Source organism: Devosia soli (assembly GCF_000970455.1).
GTDB lineage: Bacteria > Pseudomonadota > Alphaproteobacteria > Rhizobiales > Devosiaceae > Devosia > Devosia soli.
This window is the reverse complement of the sequence record NZ_LAJG01000014.1, coordinates 871,808-888,715: the sequence shown is the minus strand read 5'-3', so window position 1 is coordinate 888,715 and position 16,908 is coordinate 871,808. Positions and strand designations below refer to the sequence as shown.

Annotated in this window: 14 protein-coding genes, 1 pseudogene and 1 other annotated feature; of the genes and pseudogenes, 9 read left to right on the top strand and 6 right to left on the bottom strand. The window is 57.8% G+C overall.

The annotated features are described in order from the left end of the window. Positions 1 to 153: 153 nt before the first annotated feature. The 3 genes from VW35_RS08360 to VW35_RS08350 all read right to left on the bottom strand — a co-directional run bounded on the left by VW35_RS08360 (position 154) and on the right by VW35_RS08350 (position 5,121). Positions 154 to 1,419, bottom strand: coding sequence for a DUF2254 domain-containing protein (locus VW35_RS08360; protein ID WP_046142448.1), 1,266 nt, complete (start codon positions 1,417 to 1,419; stop codon positions 154 to 156). Next, positions 1,416 to 3,401, bottom strand: coding sequence for a BCCT family transporter (locus VW35_RS08355; RefSeq protein ID WP_046142447.1), 1,986 nt, complete (start codon positions 3,399 to 3,401; stop codon positions 1,416 to 1,418). The genes VW35_RS08360 and VW35_RS08355 overlap by 4 nt, the downstream gene beginning before the upstream one ends. Before the next feature lie 385 nt (positions 3,402 to 3,786). Continuing rightward, positions 3,787 to 5,121: a chloride channel protein gene (locus tag VW35_RS08350; RefSeq protein ID WP_052951604.1), complete on the bottom strand. Its 1,335-nt coding sequence runs from the start codon at positions 5,119 to 5,121 to the stop codon at positions 3,787 to 3,789. 130 nt (positions 5,122 to 5,251) lie between these two features. Between VW35_RS08350 and VW35_RS08345 the strand changes: the two genes are divergently transcribed. After that, the gene (locus VW35_RS08345; protein WP_046142631.1) at positions 5,252 to 6,661 is read left to right on the top strand and encodes an alanine/glycine:cation symporter family protein; all 1,410 of its coding nucleotides are present in this window, start codon (positions 5,252 to 5,254) and stop codon (positions 6,659 to 6,661) included. Positions 6,662 to 7,058: 397 nt separating this feature from the next. Here the strand turns inward: VW35_RS08345 and nhaA are convergent, their stop codons facing one another. Next, positions 7,059 to 8,255, bottom strand: a complete 1,197-nt coding sequence (gene nhaA, locus VW35_RS08340; protein WP_046142446.1) for a Na+/H+ antiporter NhaA — start codon at positions 8,253 to 8,255, stop codon at positions 7,059 to 7,061. Positions 8,256 to 8,754: 499 nt separating this feature from the next. Then, positions 8,755 to 8,892, bottom strand: a pseudogene (locus tag VW35_RS22260) (IS110 family transposase); the annotation flags it as partial. 291 nt (positions 8,893 to 9,183) lie between these two features. Between VW35_RS22260 and VW35_RS08330 the strand changes: the two are divergent. Both VW35_RS08330 and VW35_RS08325 read left to right on the top strand, forming a co-directional pair. Next, complete coding sequence (locus tag VW35_RS08330) at positions 9,184 to 9,501, top strand: hypothetical protein (protein WP_152662523.1); 318 nt, start codon at positions 9,184 to 9,186, stop codon at positions 9,499 to 9,501. 512 nt (positions 9,502 to 10,013) lie between these two features. After that, positions 10,014 to 10,493 carry a hypothetical protein gene (locus VW35_RS08325; protein ID WP_046142443.1) on the top strand — a complete coding sequence of 160 codons (480 nt, stop codon included), beginning with the start codon at positions 10,014 to 10,016 and terminating at the stop codon, positions 10,491 to 10,493. A 79-nt stretch (positions 10,494 to 10,572) separates the two neighbouring features. Here the strand turns inward: VW35_RS08325 and VW35_RS08320 are convergent, their stop codons facing one another. Then, positions 10,573 to 12,057, bottom strand: coding sequence for a SulP family inorganic anion transporter (locus tag VW35_RS08320; protein ID WP_046142630.1), 1,485 nt, complete (start codon positions 12,055 to 12,057; stop codon positions 10,573 to 10,575). Positions 12,058 to 12,125: 68 nt separating this feature from the next. Next, positions 12,126 to 12,181: a sequence feature (sul1 is cis-regulatory element that is thought to sense ions involved in sulfur or methionine metabolism; They are found in Alphaproteobacteria), on the bottom strand. 247 nt (positions 12,182 to 12,428) lie between these two features. Between VW35_RS08320 and VW35_RS08315 the strand changes: the two genes are divergently transcribed. The 6 genes from VW35_RS08315 (at position 12,429) to VW35_RS08290 (ending at position 16,864) form a co-directional block, all read left to right on the top strand. Further along, a complete protein-coding gene (locus tag VW35_RS08315) occupies positions 12,429 to 12,797 on the top strand; it encodes an ArsR/SmtB family transcription factor (protein ID WP_046142442.1) in 369 nt (122 codons plus the stop codon). Beyond that, a complete protein-coding gene (locus VW35_RS08310) occupies positions 12,787 to 13,317 on the top strand; it encodes an arsenate reductase ArsC (RefSeq protein ID WP_046142441.1) in 531 nt (176 codons plus the stop codon). Before VW35_RS08315 ends, VW35_RS08310 begins: the two co-directional genes overlap by 11 nt. Beyond that, positions 13,314 to 14,009 carry an aquaporin gene (locus VW35_RS08305; protein ID WP_046142440.1) on the top strand — a complete coding sequence of 232 codons (696 nt, stop codon included), beginning with the start codon at positions 13,314 to 13,316 and terminating at the stop codon, positions 14,007 to 14,009. Before VW35_RS08310 ends, VW35_RS08305 begins: the two co-directional genes overlap by 4 nt. Then, positions 14,006 to 14,428, top strand: a complete 423-nt coding sequence (gene arsC / locus VW35_RS08300) for an arsenate reductase (glutaredoxin) (RefSeq protein WP_046142439.1) — start codon at positions 14,006 to 14,008, stop codon at positions 14,426 to 14,428. Before VW35_RS08305 ends, arsC begins: the two co-directional genes overlap by 4 nt. After that, on the top strand, positions 14,385 to 15,128 hold the full coding sequence (gene arsH / locus VW35_RS08295) for an arsenical resistance protein ArsH (RefSeq protein WP_046142438.1): 744 nt from the start codon (positions 14,385 to 14,387) through the stop codon (positions 15,126 to 15,128). Before arsC ends, arsH begins: the two co-directional genes overlap by 44 nt. 362 nt (positions 15,129 to 15,490) lie before the next feature. Further along, positions 15,491 to 16,864 (top strand): HD-GYP domain-containing protein, encoded by a 1,374-nt coding sequence (locus tag VW35_RS08290; protein WP_046142437.1) that lies wholly within the window; start codon positions 15,491 to 15,493, stop codon positions 16,862 to 16,864. Positions 16,865 to 16,908 lie beyond the last annotated feature (44 nt).

The window sequence follows — 16,908 nt, the reverse complement described above, 5'->3', positions numbered from 1 at the left end:
GCAATGCGGTGCTTTTATCGCATCCGAGCAAGCAGGCTGGATTTCCGGCCAGGTGCTCAGCGTTGATGGCGGACGCGCATGACATTTCTGCCGACCCATCTCTGCTAGCTTCCGCGAACAATTGCGTTAATCACCAAAAGGCCGGTGGCACAGTCACAGCGTTCGCTCCTGCTGCCCAATCAGTTCAGAGGCAAGCCTTCGCACTCTTTCAGCGTCATAGTCTGGTAACGCAGTCTCTGCGCGTTGCAAGGCTAGTCTTGAATGTCGACGAGCAGATGGCCCAAATTCATCGGGAGAAAAGCGCTCCGCGGCGATAAAAGCCTTTTGGAGACGAAGGCAGATTTCGACTACGCCGGCGCCATCCCGCGCAATTGGGGTGAAAAGATCGTCGAAAATGTCGGCACTATGGATCGGAGGAACGAAGACGGCGGGGAAGCGCGGAGACTTTTCCTTGGTCGGTCGAGACCAGATCTCGATCAGGCGGACCATTCGCCCGATAACGTCGATGGCCGTGCCAGGATCGTTGATGCCGGGCGAAAGCGCGCGCTGACCAATTTCGGAAAGCACGGATGCGCCAAAGCGAGGATCCTGGTCGAAAGACCGCACGTCGGAAACGGTTATCGCATTGCGGATCGATGTTTCGATATCGTCCCGCTCGGCTCCGGAACACCAAGCCAGGGGTTCGGTCCTGTCCACGAAGTCACCGGGTATTGTGTTGAGATAGATCGGTCCAGCGCCTTCCTCAGTGAGCGCGGAGAGGGCGCCGATATCGATGTGCTGAACATAGCCAATCTCCAGCCCGTGTATTGCTAAAGCGTCCCGCGGGATTTGTTCAGCGTCTAACAAAGGGCTTCCGCCGAGATAGGGATTTTCATGACGTTCGCTGAACGCCTTGGCTGCGGCCTCTTCGACCCGAGCCGTTGTCTCCGTCACACGTCCCAGGCGTGACAGATGATCAATCCAGCGCAAAAGTGTCACTACGATGAGCGCGATGACCAGCAATGTCGCGACGAACAATACCACGCGGCCTTGGGCTCCATAGGCGCCGGTACTGAGAACGATGATGCCGACAAGGCTGAAAAGGAAGGAGCCGACGAAGGTGGACAGCACGTTCTGTGTAGTAGAGTCTTCCATGACCAGACGCGTAGCGCGTGGCGTCACATTGCTTGTCGCTGCCGAATAGGCCGAGACCATTGTGCTCAGCGAGAACGTGGTCACCGTCAGCATGCTCGATGCTATGATCCCCAAGATGCGATCGACGGCATCTGCACCAATCTTGGTGGGTATATCGCTCGGAATATAGGGGTTCAGCGCAATGCCGACGAGAGCGACCACTACAGCCATCAGCGAGAACAAAGTCGCGCGGACCCATATGCGCCGGGACAGTTGAGTTGCGAACCAGAACCAGCGCGATGTCATTTCAATTCATGCTCTGGCGCGCCATGGAGTAATTGAGCCTCAGGCGCATGGGTGAGCGAGAGATAGCGCTCGAACTGCACCAGAATGTCGGCAATCAGCTGGTCGCGATGCATGCCCATTACATCGTAACCCTTGCCGCCGCTTGAGAAGTAGGTCCGCGCTTCAAACCGAAACTCTTGCTTGGTTCGTAATGGGGATATCGAGGCCAGACGTTGCTCGGCGAGGCTGACGCCATAGACAAAGTCGCGTGTTCCCTCTGCAGGAGAGCGCAGGGCAATCGCGCCATTCTCCTCATCCTGAACATGGGTTGCTCGGCCTTTGCTGGTGAGCTCGTTGGCCACCTGTTCCAGCGCCGGTCTGACTTCTTTACAAATGAACTTCTGCACTTCAGCCTTGGTTGGAGCGTGGAGAAGAAGGCCCAGGTGCCGCTGCCAAGTGAGGCCGGCAGCTGGGTTCGCTCCAAGGGCAGGCGCCACCAGGGCGTGGTTCTGCTGGTGAAGATCGGCGCGCATGCCAACGACCAGTGACCAGACCAGCGCGAGCAGTACAAATGTGAACGGCAAGGCACTGGCGATTGTTGCCGATTGAAGAGCACCGAGCCCGCCTGCGAGCAGCAGCGATCCGGCGACCACACCTTCCATTACACACCAAAAGACGCGCTGGGCTGTCGTCGTCTCCGTCTCGCCGCCTGCAGCGATGGAGTCGATGACCAAAGAGCCGGAATCTGACGAAGTGATGAAGAAAATTGCTACCAGCAAGACCGCCAGGGTGGAGGTTAGGCCGGACAGCGGTAAATATTCGAAGAACTTGAAGAGGCCGACTGATATGTCGGAAGCGACGGCCCGGCCAAGTTCACCGGCAGCAATCCCGGTGTCGACGAAGATCGCAGTATTGCCGAACACGGTCATCCAAAAAAACGTGAACCCCGCCGGTATGAACAGGACCGCGGTGACGAATTCGCGCACCGTGCGCCCGCGGGATATGCGGGCGATGAACATGCCAACAAATGGCGACCACGAAATCCACCAGGTCCAATAAAAGAGGGTCCAGGCATCGATCCATGGCGTAGGTTCATAGGCGTAAATGTTGAAAGTGCGTAGAAGAAGTGAATCCAGATAGAGGCCAAGGTTCTGGACGAAGTCTCGCATTAATTGCGCTGTGGGCCCGACCACCAGGACGAAGAGCATAAGCAGGACGGCGACGACCAGATTGGTCTCGGACAGGATTCGAACGCCCTTATCGAGGCCGGTGACAACCGAGATCGTGGCGAGCAGCGTGACCACTGCAATGAGCGGAATCTGCACTTCCGGTCCAACTGGAATACCGATGAGATAGTTCAGGCCAGCATTGATCTGCGATACGCCGAAGCCCATCGATGTAGCGATGCCGAACAGGGTTCCGACGATGGCAAAGATATCAACGGCATGGCCAATCGGGCCGTGTATTTTGTTCTTAAGGAGAGGATACAGGCCTGATCGGATGGTCAGTGGAAGATTGTACCGGTAACCAAAATAGGCCAGCGAGAGCCCGACCACGGCGTAAACAGCCCAAGCATGTATACCCCAATGGAAGAAGGTCACAGCCATCGCCTCGCGGGTGGCCTCGATGGTCCTTGGTTCGGCGGTCGGCGGTGCGAGGAAATGGCTCATGGGCTCGCCGACGGCGTAGAACATCAGCCCGATCCCCATGCCGGCTGCAAACAACATGGCCAGCCAGGAAACGAAACTGAAATCGGGTGTCGAGTCATCCGGACCCAGCTTGAGGCGGCCGTAACGCCCGAAACACATCAGCAGGACGGCTATGAGGACAATGCCGACGGCGAGTAGGTAGAGCCAGCCGAAAGTTTCAAGCAACGTCACCTGCAGTGCGCCAAAGATTTCTTCGGCCTGACTGGGGAACACAACCCCGACCGAAAGGAAGATTGCGGTGATGATCACGGCACCGAAAAAGACGGGCGGGTTGATAACAAACGGCTTGAACAAAAGGTCCTCAGTGACGAAACGCGGGCCTTGTTTGGCCCCAAAGTCAGACTCTCGAGGGCTCATAAAGTTCCAGCATTGGTCTGCATCTTCAACTCGAAACGGCGTGCTGCTGCCGCTCCTGCAAGAGTGCACCGAGTTGCTGTAACCCTCGCTCGACAACGAAATTGGCCACGCAGCCAGCCAGCTGCTCGAAATTGCGACCAAAGTGCAGCGTAGCCTCGCCGCTTCGATTGTCACTATAGTCATGCGCTCCCTAGACAAGCACTCAGGACTGCCTTCGAGCATGCTAGCCGGATAAGGAATGGAGAGCGCGCGACTACAGCGGTGGCGGCTTGGGACTGGCTGTTGTCGAAGCCAGTGCATAAGCCCAAAGACGGTGGCGCCGCTATGAGCGATTGCTGGTCTTTCGAACTCCACGGTTTTCAGCCTTGGAAGTATTTTCGACCAATTGGCGTGCCAGAGCGTGATAAATACCTTCCTTGCACACAAGCCTCGAAATCGAGGTCGCAACTACGCTGCCGACCATTAGCGGGAAGATGAGCGAGTGGTTGCCTGTCATCTCTGTGACGATAACGAAAGCGGTAATCGGGGCTTGCAAGACGGCTGCCAGATAACTGCCCATGCAAATAATGGTCAGTGCGGCAATAGGAATTGGCACGAGGGCTGAAAACATATCGGCGACACCGGCTCCGACGGCCAGCGAAGGCGAGAAGATGCCGCCGGGAATGCCGCTTACCGACGAGAGCAGTGTTGCCAGTAACTTCAACGCCCCAAACCCGCTCGACACGGATTCGCCGGCCATGATCGCCTTTGCCTGTTCAGCGCTTGTGCCAAAGACACCACCGTCCGAAAGAATTCCGCAGACCGCAACGCCCAAGCCGCAGATGGCCGCGAAGGTGACCGGATGTGCCTTTATAAAAGCCCCTATTCTACCGGGTAAACCGCTGGCGAAGGCAGTGACAAATCGACTGAATAACCCACCGAGGAGGCCGCATACAGCGCCCAAGACTAATATCCACGGCCAAGCACCCACACCGACAAGCGCGACTTCTGAACGACCGAAATAGGTGTAGTCGCCCACAATCGCGAGAGGGACGAGGCCGGCTACGATAACAGCGCTGAGAACCAGGCCGCTGGTCTTGATTTCGAAGGAGCGGCTCATCTCTTCGATGGCAAAAACGATGCCGGCAAGGGGCGCGTTGAAGGCTGCAGCGACGCCGGCCGCTCCACCGGCCAATAGCAATCCGGGCTGCCGATGTGGCGAAATGCGGCCCAGCCAGAACATGATCGAGGCACCGATCTGGACCGTTGGCCCTTCACGCCCGGCCGATGCTCCAACGAGTAGCCCACCTGAAAGCAATATCATTTTGGCAATTGATAGCTTGGGCGAAACCAGACGTTGCTTGTCTTCGATCGACTGGAGCTGTCGGGCGGCCATGACCTGAGGAATCCCGCTGCCTTGGGCGCCTGGCACATAACGACGTGTGAGCCAAACCAAAAAGGCAAAGCCAGTGGGCGTCAGAAGGAGGGGCAGGTATGGCCATTGCTGCTGCATCAACGAAAACAGTCGCTGCGCTTCGTCTGCAAGGAAGGCCAACGCCAAGGCAGCCAAGCCGACGGTTAGACCGCCGATGACAAACAGAGTGCGGCGACGAAGGCGAGGGAGCCATATCCGCTTCCAGCGAAGCTTGGTGGCATAGGTCAGGCTGCGATGGGACATGGCCGTCCAGACAAGTGGCGAGACATCGGTCTTAACGGACAAGACGAATGGGTGCTACCCGGCCGAGCCAGCCAATATGCTCATTGGCGCCAATATGCGTTAGTGTGGCAAATCAATGTGGAGCGCGCGCATGGACCCGATCATTAATTTCCTCAACGATATCCTTTGGGGCTATGTCCTGATCTATGGGCTCTTGGCCGTTGGTCTCTTCTTCACCATCCGCCTTGGCTTTGTACAGATCGTCCATTTCCCGGAAATGTTCCGCTCTGTAATTGGCTCCGACAAGTCCGATAGCTCGGGCATTACGCCGTTTCAGGCCCTGTGCACGAGCCTCGCATCCCGCGTCGGTACCGGAAACCTTGCCGGTGTTGCCGTTGCGCTTTATCTCGGCGGACCGGGCGCGCTGTTCTGGATGTGGATGGTTGCGCTAGTTGGGATGGCAACGGCTTATGCTGAATCGACCTTGGCCCAGCTCTACAAGATCCGAAACGAAAGCGGTGACTATCGCGGCGGGCCAGCTTTCTACATTGCGCGGGGGCTCAATGCGCCATGGGCGGGTGCGATCTTTTCGGTTTGCCTGATCCTCGCGTTTGGTCTCGTTTTCAACGCCGTTCAGGCCAATTCCATCGCCGACGCCTTTCAAGGCGCTTTTGGCTTTGACAAGATCTGGGTCGGTATTGCGCTTGCGGCGGTAACGGCAGTCGTCATCTTTGGCGGAATCAGGCAGATCGCCCGCGTCGCCGAACTGGTCGTGCCCTTCATGGCGGTCATTTACCTCGGCGTCGCCCTTTACGTTGTGATCATCCACATCGGGGAGGTGCCGGCCATGCTCGGCACGATCGTCCAAAGCGCGGTTGGCCTGAGTGCTGCGACCGGTGGTATCGCTGGCGCCATGCTCAATGGCGTCAAGCGCGGTCTCTTTTCCAATGAGGCAGGCATGGGGTCTGCGCCCAACATCGCTGCCGTTGCGACACCCCATCCTCATCATCCATCATCGCAAGGGTTTGTGCAGTCTCTGGGGGTCTTCATCGACACCATCCTGATTTGCACGGCCACTGGCCTTATGATCCTCTTGTCTGGTGTCATGGTGCCAGGCAGCGAACTCACCGGCACGCCTCTGACGCAGGCGGCGATGAGTATCCATATCGGTGGTGCAGGCCAGTATTTTATCGCAATCGCGATCCTGTTTTTCGCCTTCACCTCGATCATCGGCAATTATTCATATGCCGAAAACGCCATGACCTTTCTCAAGCTGGGAAATCGACCAGGCCTGATGGCATTGCGGCTGGGTGTCTTGGCCATGGTCGTTTGGGGCGCTTATGAAAGCGTCGCCACAGTGTTCAACGCAGCTGATGCGTCCATGGGCCTGATGGCAACGGTCAACCTCATTGCTATCGTGTTGCTTTCAGGCACGGTTGCGAAGCTGACAAAGGATTATGCCGCGCAACGCAAAGCCGGCAAGCAGCCCACTTTCCATGCCGCAGACTATCCTGAACTCAGCGGCAAAATCGATCGGACGATCTGGACCAGAGACGCTTAAGCCCTTGGTCCTGTGCATTGGCGTCAGCTCGCTCGGCATTGCGTGAACACCATTGCTACTTCCACCGCGACGATAATCGCTACAAGCAAGATATGGATGTGCACAGTGCGTTCTCTCGCTGATCCGAATCTGCCAGGACCTCTGAGCCGGTGGGCACGCAGGCCTTGGTCGATATTTTCGGGCTCGTAAAGGCTGGTACAGACTGGACTGAATCCGAGTGCATGGGCCAGACGAGCGCCCGAAGGTTGGGCGGTGACCCGACTCGTATCAACCAGCATCCGACTTCACGTTCACCCGCGGCCGCGGGGAGGGTGCCTCGATCAGCACACTTCCCGCTTCTGCCTCCAGACGGCGGGGCAGCACGCGCTTTACGCAGTGGAGTTTCCTTCAGTTTTCATCAGACCGGCTTTGCCTGTTGCTCTGGCGCCCGCGCTTGCGATGTGCCGAGCACCAGTGCACCGATCAAGGCCGAGATCAGCGAGCCCAAGAGAACCCCCAGTTTGACTTCGTCTTGCAGCAGCGCGGAATCAGGGAAGGCGAGCAGGCCGATAAAGAGGCTCATGGTGAAGCCGATGCCGCAAAGCAGCGAAACGCCGTAAACCTGCCGCCATGTTGCATACATTGGCAATTCGGCCCAGCCGGCGCGAATGACAAGTGCAGCCGCTGCAAAAACGCCGACCTGCTTGCCGATGACGAGACCGGCCGCGACACCTAGCGGCACCGGATCAGCGAGCTGGCCGATCGACATGCCGGCAAACGATACGCCGGCATTGGCGAAGCCGAAGATGGGCAGGATCAGGAAGGTCACCCATGGCTGCAGACCGTGCTCGAGCTTGTGCAGCGGGGACTCCATGTCATCGGGACGGGTCGGGCTCGGGCGCAGGGGGATCGCCAGAGCAAGTGCGACGCCGGCAAGCGTGGCATGGACGCCCGATTGCAAGACGAAGAACCACAGCATCGCGCCCAGCAGCAGATAGGGCCATAGCATCCGCACGCCGAACCGGTTCATGGCGACAAGGGCCACGATCAGACCAGCGGCGAGCCCAAGGTTCACCATATCGATCGAGGTCGTATAGAAGAGGGCAATGATGATGACGGCGCCGAGGTCATCGATGATGGCGAGGGCGGTGAGGAAGACCTTCAGCGTCGTGGGCACACGCGAGCCCAGAAGCGAGAGCACGCCAAGAGCAAAGGCAATGTCCGTAGCGGCAGGAATGGCCCAACCGTTGGGATGTCCTGTCGGGCCCATGTTGAACGCCAGGTAGATCAGCGCCGGTCCGATCATGCCCCCGATTGCCGCCGAGCCGGGCAAGACGCGCCTAGACCATGTCGAAAGCTGCCCGTCGATGACCTCGCGTTTGATCTCGAGCCCTACGAGCAGGAAGAACAGAGCCATCAAGCCGTCGTTGATCCAGTGATGCACCGAAAGTCCGCCGACATAGGCATGAAGCCCATCGAAGTAAGCGGTTGCGAGCGGGGAATTGGCGACCACAATGGCAAAAGCTGCGGCGACCATCAGGACGATGCCGCCCGATGATGCATTGTTGAGAAAGGCGCGGAGAAGGGAAACGGGACGCGTGGGCGCAGCAGACATTGTCGCCAGCTCCTAAAGACACAGAAGTATGGGAAAGGGGTTCAGGCCGGACGCGGCAAAGTGCGCGACAGCCAAAGAGCGGCCGCGGATTGAAACAAGAATGCAATGATGATGGGGAGGCTTCGGTGAGCCAAGCGCAAGTGAGCCATGGGTCTCTTTCGAGATTGTGTTCCGTTGGCGGCCCGACCAACGTAATCCTGCCCCAAAAGGACACCCAGGCTTGGTCTAGCGACAGACTTTCAAAAATTCAAGCAGAGCTGGCGACATAGACACTGAAAAAGGAAGCGCGCCGAACCGCTTCCGACGGCGATGTCGGCTCATGTTGGTTGACAATCTAAAGCCCCTGTCCGCTTTGCCTGAAGAACCTGGCGTTTCGATACTGCGACCTTTGACCTGTATGATCCAGATCAGCATGCGGCCGCTGTCAATTCCGTCTGTCCTGAGGTGCGCTACCTTCGGAGATGCGCAACCCAGCGCCATGGGCGACACCGTATGTGGTCAGCGCCTTCTCCAGGTGCTGGATGTGATCGGCAGCATGTTCGACAAGACGCTGTCGTTGCCGCAGATGGGCACGAAGGGTTGCCACCTGGGGATCGGGGCGGAAGCTTCCGCGTACCAGGCCATAGCAATGCAATTGCAGCGCGGTTGAGACCGGCCCCGGAGCCTGGCGTGCACCTGCCTTCGTGACGGCTCTCACGCACGGCATCTGCGTTCTGCCCCGACGCATTGTCAGGTTACCCAATCGGACTTGATGGCCGTCAAGATTAAGCTTCGTGGCCGCAGGCAAGATGAGATGGGAGTGTTTCGCGTGCTCCGTCGAAATTCGCGAACTAAACGATAACGAGGTTCGAAATTGAAAGTCAGAATTACGATATTGTCTGCGTTTGCTTTGATCTTGTCTAGTTCCATGGCTTGGGCGGAGCCTGCAATGATCGATGGCGGCAGTAAGGATATGGCGCCCGACGATCTGCAATGTTCAGTCGGCATTTTCAATGCGGACGACATCGATGACCTTGTTGCTGCCAGTTCGGTGACAGTCTACCGTCTGCAAAGCGTCCTTGACTTTGACGAATATGAAGAGCTCTGCAGCGCTATTGACGCCAGTGGCTCAGTCGAGCGCATGCATGCCGCTATCAAAGCAAATGCGGCAGCCTCCAAGTGGTTCACTGACAACGGTATCGATCCAGATTCTACGGTAGTGATCGTCGATAATACAGATGACACTATGGACCTGTACATACGATAGCTAAATGGGCAGTCCGTACAAAACGCCTGCGGAGCATTTTTCTCTGCAGGCGTGTGTGTCGGCAGTAAGATATGGATGGTCGGAAGATAGAAATTTCGAAATTCTACGCGAAATATTGCGTATCCTTTGCCAGAGCATTAAAGAAATTCTGGAAATCGTTATGCGTAATTTTATATGCTTTCTCGGCGACCGTCGGTTTCGCGCTTCCTTGCTGACGTTGATGACTTTAAGCTGGTTTCCGAAAGCGGACGCCACTCGGTATCGCCACTAGTGTCTTTTCGCAGTAGCCGCATCGTTGTCGCCTAGCTGTCATTTGCCGACAAAAGAAGCGCACCAGCGCTCCGCGCTTCGTCTCAGGACACGATCACGGTGAGCGTCTTCGATCCCTTATACCTGTCGGTCCGACTGGTATGCCGTGGCCGTAACCGTTCTGAGGACATGTTCCGCTTGCGCGCAAGCAGCTTCAGTAGGAAGTATCTCGCTTGACCACTTCCTCATCACGGAACCCGCCCATGAAGCGCCTCGTAGCCCTGTTCATCCTTCTGCCAATGCCGGCGATGGCGAACTGTATTCCGCCGTGGCAGACGCATTTCTCCTGCTACATTCCGGAACGGAACGCTCATGCGGAGTTCTGCCGCATCGCGGACACCAACGCACATCCGAGCAAAAAGGAAGGGTACTATTCGTATGTGGTCGGCGCCGAGCCAGCGGAGCTTTACTTCGAGACTGACACGATCGGCTTCTCGGTCAAGGATACCAATATCGACCATCCTACCGACCTGACCATGTCAATGGGCTACATGCGGGATGACTGGGTCTACGCGTTTGTGGTGACGGAAGACGAGCGCATTGGTGGTGACATCAGAGATGCCGAGGTGCGTGTTTATAGTTCGTCTGAAGACTTCTTCAACGACGAAAAGGATGTGGAACAGGCCCGTCTGTATTGCGAGTCGGGGTCGATCATCGCCAACCAAGACTTGATCGCTCCATAGCAACCTGTTTGTCGCCCACCGACCCCATGTGAGACAGTGATGGCAGCCTTCGATGAACCCGACAACTGCCAGTCACCAGTCAATGGCCAAGCATGCGCTCCAAGGCTCCTGGCTGGTCGTGCACGGCCAGCTTGTCCATGATTGTGGCGCTTGCCTCGTTCATGCCGACCAGTTCGACCGCTACGCCCTCACGACGAAATTTGAGCACGGCCATATCGATTGCCTTGACGCCGGTGAGGTCCCATATGTGCGCTCGGCTCACATCGATCCGCACGCGGGCCAGTTTTTCGCGGAAATCGAATGCGTCCTCGAACTGGGCGGCCGATGCAAAGAACAGCTGGCCTTCTACTAGATAGTCACGCTCCCTGCCATCGGCTGAGAGGACCGAGGTGACGCGGAAGATTTGTGCGACCTTCCAAGCGAAGAAAATGCCGGAAAGCAACACGCCTACTCCAACGCCAAGGGCGAGGTTATGGGTGCCAACCACGGTAATGACTGTAGCCAGCATGACAATGCTGGAACGACGAGGGTGATGGCGCAGGTCATTAAGGGACGACCAGCTAAAAGTGCCGACTGATACCATGATCATGATGGCGACGAGTGCCGGCATGGGTACCAGACCTACCCAATCGCCAAGCACCAGAAGCAGGAAGAGCAGGAAGGCCCCTGCGATGAATGTCGAAAGCCGGGTGCGGCCACCAGACTTCACGTTGATGACCGATTGGCCAATCATGGCGCAGCCAGCCATGCCGCCAAAAACGCCACTGGCGATGTTGGCGATACCCTGGCCGATGCTTTCGCGGTTCTTGTCGCTCCTTGTGTCGGTCATTTGATCGACGATCGACGCAGTAAGCAGGCTTTCAAGGAGGCCGACAGCGGCAACAGCGATCGAGGTCGGCAGGATGATCAGAAGCGTTTCCACCGAGAGCGGAACCTGCGGGATCAGCAGCATTGGCAACGCGTTGGGCAATTCGCCCAGGTCGCCCACCGTCCGCGTATCGATGCCGAGCAGCAGTGCAGCGCCGGTCAGAAGCAGGATGCACACCAGCGGGGAGGGGATCGCCTTCGTCACCCGCGGGAAGAGGTAGATAATTGCGAGGCCGCTCGCGATCATAGCGTAGCTTTCCCAGGTGACGCCGATCAGTTCAGGAAGCTGCGCCATGAAAATAAGGATTGCCAAGGCATTTACGAAACCGGTCATGACGGAACGTGACACGAAACGCATTATGTGGCCGACCCGCAGCGCACCTGCGACGATCTGGATAAAACCCGCCAGGATGGTGGCCGCTAGCAAGTATTGAAGGCCATGCTCGCGCACCAAGGCACCGAACAGTACCGCCGTGGCCGCCGTCGCGGCAGAAATCATGGCTGGGCGGCCACCGGCAAACGAGATGACGATGGCAATGACCACCGAGGCGTAGAGGCCAATCTTTGGGTCGACACCGGCAATGATCGAAAAGCCGATCGCTTCGGGAATGAGAGCAAGAGCAACGACGATCCCAGCAAGAATGTCGCCGCGAAGATTGGATAGCCAGTTGTGGCGGAAAGATTGGATGAGGTTCATTGTGGTCCAGACAGCGTTAAAGCCGGGCTTGCCACTCGGCAAGCAGGCATCAAAGGCGGTTTCTACTGGATTGTCTGGCGGATTGGCGGCCAGAAGAGCCACCCGGATTTGCACCGGGTCCGGAGTTATTGGCGCTTAATGCCCGTAAATGCTTTAAAATGCAAGCGACCAAAACGACCCGTAGTTTTGCGTACTCCGCTTCCAAGACGGTTCAATGATCACCGGACGGTCGCCTTCCCATCCCCATAAGCGCCGGGCCGCAATCAACCAGACTCATCTCTGATGTTCCGCCGCTGGCACCAGCTTCAATCCTGAATGCCTGAACTCTTCTCGATCTTGACACAGCCAAATGAATCCATAATCTTCGATATATGGAATCGTTAGATGCAATCGAAGTCTTTGCTGCCCTTTCTCAGTCCACTCGTCTGGAAACCTTCCGTTTGCTCATCAAGCATGAGCCTGACGGGCTTCCTGCGGGCGAGATCGCAAGGCAGCTTGGGGTGCCGCAAAACACCATGTCATCGCATCTGGCCATATTGTCTCGGGCCGGTCTGGTCGAGGCAGAGCGCCACAGCCGGTCGATCGTCTATCGGGCCGTCATCGATCGGGTCAGAGAGATCGCCAGTTTCCTGGTGCAGGACTGTTGTGACGGTCGGCCGGAGCTGTGCGCACCCCTCGTCGCTGAATTTACCCCATGCTGCTCGCCGTCTCCTTCCATGGAGGAAATGATTGTCTGCTGATGGCATCTACAATGTCCTATTCCTGTGCACTGGGAACTCGGCTCGCTCCATCCTGGGCGAGACTTTGATCAACCACTTGGGCAAGGGTCGCTTCCGCGGATACTCGGCAGGCTCAAATCCCAAGGGCCAAGTCCACCCCTTGACCGTCCAGACCTTGCAAAAGGCCGGCATTTTGACCGACGGTCTTCGCTCGAAACCGTGGGACGAGTTCGCAACTGCCTATGCCCCGAAGATGGATTTCGTGTTCACCGTCTGCAACAACGCGGCCGGCGAGGCCTGCCCTGTCTGGCGTGGTCAACCGATGACAGCCCATTGGGGAATCGAGGACCCTGCCGGAGTGGAAGGACCTGATTTCAAGAAGGAAGCTGCATTCGAGGATGCTCTCAAGTTCCTGCGTAACCGTATCGCCGCTTTCATGAGCCTGCCGCTCGCTTCAATCGACCGTATTGCCCTGTCCTCGAAACTGCGGGGCATCGGCGCGATGGAAGGCACCGCCGGCTCGAGTAAAGGCGCGGCATGATAGATTTGCAGCGCCGCCTGGTTGCCGAGGCTCTCGGCACCGGGCTCCTTGTCGCAACCGTAGTCGGCTCCGGCATCATGGCCGAAACCCTGACGATCGACGTTGCTTTGGCGCTTCTTGCAAACACGATCGCCACCAGTGCGATCCTGGTCGTGCTTATTAGCGCACTCAGCCCTATCTCCGGCGCCCACTTCAACCCGGCAGTATCGCTGGTGTTCGCACTGCGGCGGGAGCTGCCGTGGACCAATGCCGGCCTTTACGCGCTTGTGCAGGTCCTTGGCGGCATCATCGGCGCCGTCGTGGCCCATGCCATGTTCGAGCTGCCGTTGTTGCAGGTGTCGGCACATGTGCGGACCGGCGGCGCCCAATGGTTTTCGGAAGGCGTTGCCGCCTTCGGCCTTGTCGTCGTCATCCTTGCTGGCCTGCGCTTCGAGAGGAAGGCCGTTCCCATGCTGGTGGGTCTCTACATAACGGCTGCCTACTGGTTTACGGCGTCGACCTCGTTCGCCAACCCGGCAGTCGCGATCGCCAGGTCTTTGACCGACACCTTTTCGGGCATTCGTCCGCTCGACCTGCCGGGCTTTGTACTCGCGCAGTTCACCGGCGCCATGATCGCACTGACCCTCATGACCTGGCTGCTGCGCGTTCCGAACGCCGGCAACCTCCCCATCAATCCGGAAGACCCCGCATGACCGTCACCATCTACCACAACCCCGACTGCGGAACGTCCCGCAACACTCTAGCCATGATCCGGCAGTCAGGGGTCGATCCCGTCGTTGTCGAGTACCTAAAGACCCCGCCGAACCGCGACCGCATCGTCGAGCTGGTGTCTGCCGCCGGCATGTCCTTGCGCGATGCCCTACGCAAGAAGGACACTCCTTTTGAAGCGCTCGGCCTTGCCGATCCCGGGACGACCGACGAGGACCTGCTCGACGCCATCGACGCCCACCCGATCCTGTTCAATCGCCCCTTCGTAGAGACGCCAGTCGGCACCAGGCTTTGCCGGCCCTCTGAGGTAGTGCTCGACATCCTCGAGAACCCCGAGATAGGGCCGTTCACCAAGGAAGATGGCGAGGTCATCATTGACGCCGAAGGGAACCGGCTTGTCTGATCTCCCCAACGTCCTGCCTGCCGCCTTTGAACTTCCCGATTTCTCCGCGCTTGTGGCGCCGAAGCTTGATTACAAACCCCGCATCCTGATGCTTTACGGCTCGCTGCGGGAGCGCTCCTATTCGCGGTTCCTGACCTTGGAGGCGCAGCGGCTGCTGGAAGCCTTTGGCGCCGAGGTTCGCGTCTTTCATGCCAACGGGCTACCCCTGCCAAACGATGCTCCGGAAAGCCATCCCAAGGTGCAGGAGCTTCGCGAGGCCATGCTGTGGTCGGAAGGCCAGGTATGGACGTCGCCGGAACGCCACGGCGCTATGAGCGCCGTGCTAAAGTCGCAAATCGATTGGATACCGCTCCCCGGCGGCGCCATCCGACCGACGCAGGGTCGGACCCTCGCCGTCATGCAGGTTTCGGGCGGCTCGCAGTCCTTCAATGCCGTCAACCAGATGCGGATCCTGGGGCGTTGGATGCGAATGGTTACCATCCCCAACCAGTCGTCGGTGGCGAAGGCCTTCCAGGAGTTCGATGAGGACGGTCGCATGAAACCGTCATCCTATTACGATAGGGTGGTCGACGTGATGGAAGAACTGGTCAAGTTCACGCTGATCAACCGCGGCGTCTCGCGCTACCTGACTTCCCGCTATAGCGAGCGCAAAGAAGCGGCCGCCAAACTCGAGGAACGGGTCAGCCCCAAGTCGATATAGAATGTGATGGCAAAGCCCTTTCCAACGCTGGCGCCATCTGGGGGGCTCGGCATCACCCAAATCATCGGGTATGGGACGCTCTAGTATGCATCTTAGTGTCCTCAATTCATACGTGGGGAAACAACAGCAGACGGTCTGTTATCCTGCACACTTTGGCCTTCGCGGCGGCCACAGCGCACTGACGGCCTTAGTGAAATCGAAGTGGAACCCTGAACGGCGGGAATGGGGCGCACAAACGACGTAATGTATTGTGGGCGGATCCGTTGGGGGGGGCCGCTCTCACCCTGCTGACTCGATCTCCTAGACGGAGCATCTTTTAAGGAAGAGCTGCTTAAATGGTCCTCTCTTGAGAGGAGCCTAGCATGTCGGGGAAGTCTGTCGTAACCCTTTCGGAAGTCCTTGGTGCGCTGAGCTATGCTCTCGACATCACAGAGGGCCAACCTGTTGGACATAGCCTGCGCTGCTGTTGGATCGGGATGCACATCGGCAAGCGCATTGGGTTGAATGACGCCGCCCTGTCGGACCTCTACTACACATTGTTACTGAAGGACGCCGGCTGCAGCTCGAATGCCGCTCGCATTTGCAAGCTTTACCTTGCCGATGATCTTGGCTTCAAGCAAGCCTATAAGGAAGTCGACACCAAGCTTCCCGAAATCCTGCGCTTCCTGCTCGCCCATACCGCCAAAGATTCCGGTCTGGTGGAGCGTTTGCAGGCGCTCATCAACGTCGCGCGGAACGGCGGGGAGATTTCGCGCGAGCTAATAGAGACGCGTTGCCAGCGCGGAGCCGAAATCGTGCGAAGCATGCGGTTTTCGGAAGCGGTAGCAGAGGGCATCCTGGACCTCGATGAGCATTGGGATGGAACGGGCCAGCCTATGCGCCTCAGGGGTGAAGACATCTCTCTATTCGCACGCATTGCCTTGCTATCCCAGGTTGCAGACGTCTTTTTTATGCGCAGCGGTGTCGAGGGTGTAATGGAAGAGGTCGCCGGACGTAGTGGACGATGGTTCGATCCCAAGCTCGTAGCTGTTCTTCAACAGTTCGCCGGCGACCAGCATTTCTGGTCAACTTTATTGGCAAACAACCTAGACGCCCATGTTGCTCGCCTTGAACCGATGGCGCTTATTCGCCAGGTCGACGATGACTATCTTGACGATATCGCTGCCGGCTTTGCAAAGGTGGTCGACGCGAAGAGCCCTTTCACCGCTGGCCATAGCGATCGCGTGACCCTCTTCGCGGATCTCATCGCCCAAGAACTTGATTATACACCAGAGCGCCGACGTTGGCTGAAACGTGCAGCCCTCCTACACGATATTGGTAAGCTTGGGGTCTCGAACAGTATTCTCGACAAGAACGGCAAACCAGACGCCGAAGAGTGGGCTCAAATCCGACGCCATCCAGAACTTGGTCGGCAAATTCTCTTCAAGATATCGGCTTTCAATTCTCTGGCGCGGGTGGCAGGTGACCACCACGAACGTCTCGATGGCCATGGCTATCCCAACGCGCTTCCGGAAGGTTCCATAGATCTCGACACCCGTATTGTCACAGCAGCTGACGTTTTCGATGCTTTGACAGCTGATCGGCCGTATAGAAAGGCACTCCCCGTGCATACGGCCTTCGAGATTATGGAGCGTGATGTGGGCAAGGGCATCGATCCTACGGTGCTTGCTGCGTTGCAGCGCGGATTCGCTCGTATTCATCAAGTGGCGGAACTCAAGAGCGACAAGGCAGCTTAAATCGGTGGCAATATGAGCCGCAACGAGCTTGCCGGAGGACGTTT

Bases quoted from the DNA above. Each gene is read 5' to 3' on its own strand.
- VW35_RS08320 (WP_046142630.1), bottom strand. From the start codon at position 12,057: ATGAACCTCATCCAATCTTTCCGCCACAACTGGCTATCCAATCTTCGC.
- VW35_RS08305 (WP_046142440.1), top strand. From the start codon at position 13,314: ATGATAGATTTGCAGCGCCGCCTGGTTGCCGAGGCTCTCGGCACCGGG.
- arsH (WP_046142438.1), top strand. From the start codon at position 14,385: ATGGCGAGGTCATCATTGACGCCGAAGGGAACCGGCTTGTCTGATCTC.
- VW35_RS08350 (WP_052951604.1), bottom strand. From the start codon at position 5,121: ATGTCCCATCGCAGCCTGACCTATGCCACCAAGCTTCGCTGGAAGCGG.
- VW35_RS08325 (WP_046142443.1), top strand. From the start codon at position 10,014: ATGAAGCGCCTCGTAGCCCTGTTCATCCTTCTGCCAATGCCGGCGATG.
- VW35_RS08290 (WP_046142437.1), top strand. From the start codon at position 15,491: ATGTCGGGGAAGTCTGTCGTAACCCTTTCGGAAGTCCTTGGTGCGCTG.
- arsC (WP_046142439.1), top strand. From the start codon at position 14,006: ATGACCGTCACCATCTACCACAACCCCGACTGCGGAACGTCCCGCAAC.
- nhaA (WP_046142446.1), bottom strand. From the start codon at position 8,255: ATGTCTGCTGCGCCCACGCGTCCCGTTTCCCTTCTCCGCGCCTTTCTC.
- VW35_RS08330 (WP_152662523.1), top strand. From the start codon at position 9,184: ATGATCGATGGCGGCAGTAAGGATATGGCGCCCGACGATCTGCAATGT.
- VW35_RS08360 (WP_046142448.1), bottom strand. From the start codon at position 1,419: ATGACATCGCGCTGGTTCTGGTTCGCAACTCAACTGTCCCGGCGCATA.
- VW35_RS08315 (WP_046142442.1), top strand. From the start codon at position 12,429: ATGGAATCGTTAGATGCAATCGAAGTCTTTGCTGCCCTTTCTCAGTCC.
- VW35_RS08345 (WP_046142631.1), top strand. From the start codon at position 5,252: ATGGACCCGATCATTAATTTCCTCAACGATATCCTTTGGGGCTATGTC.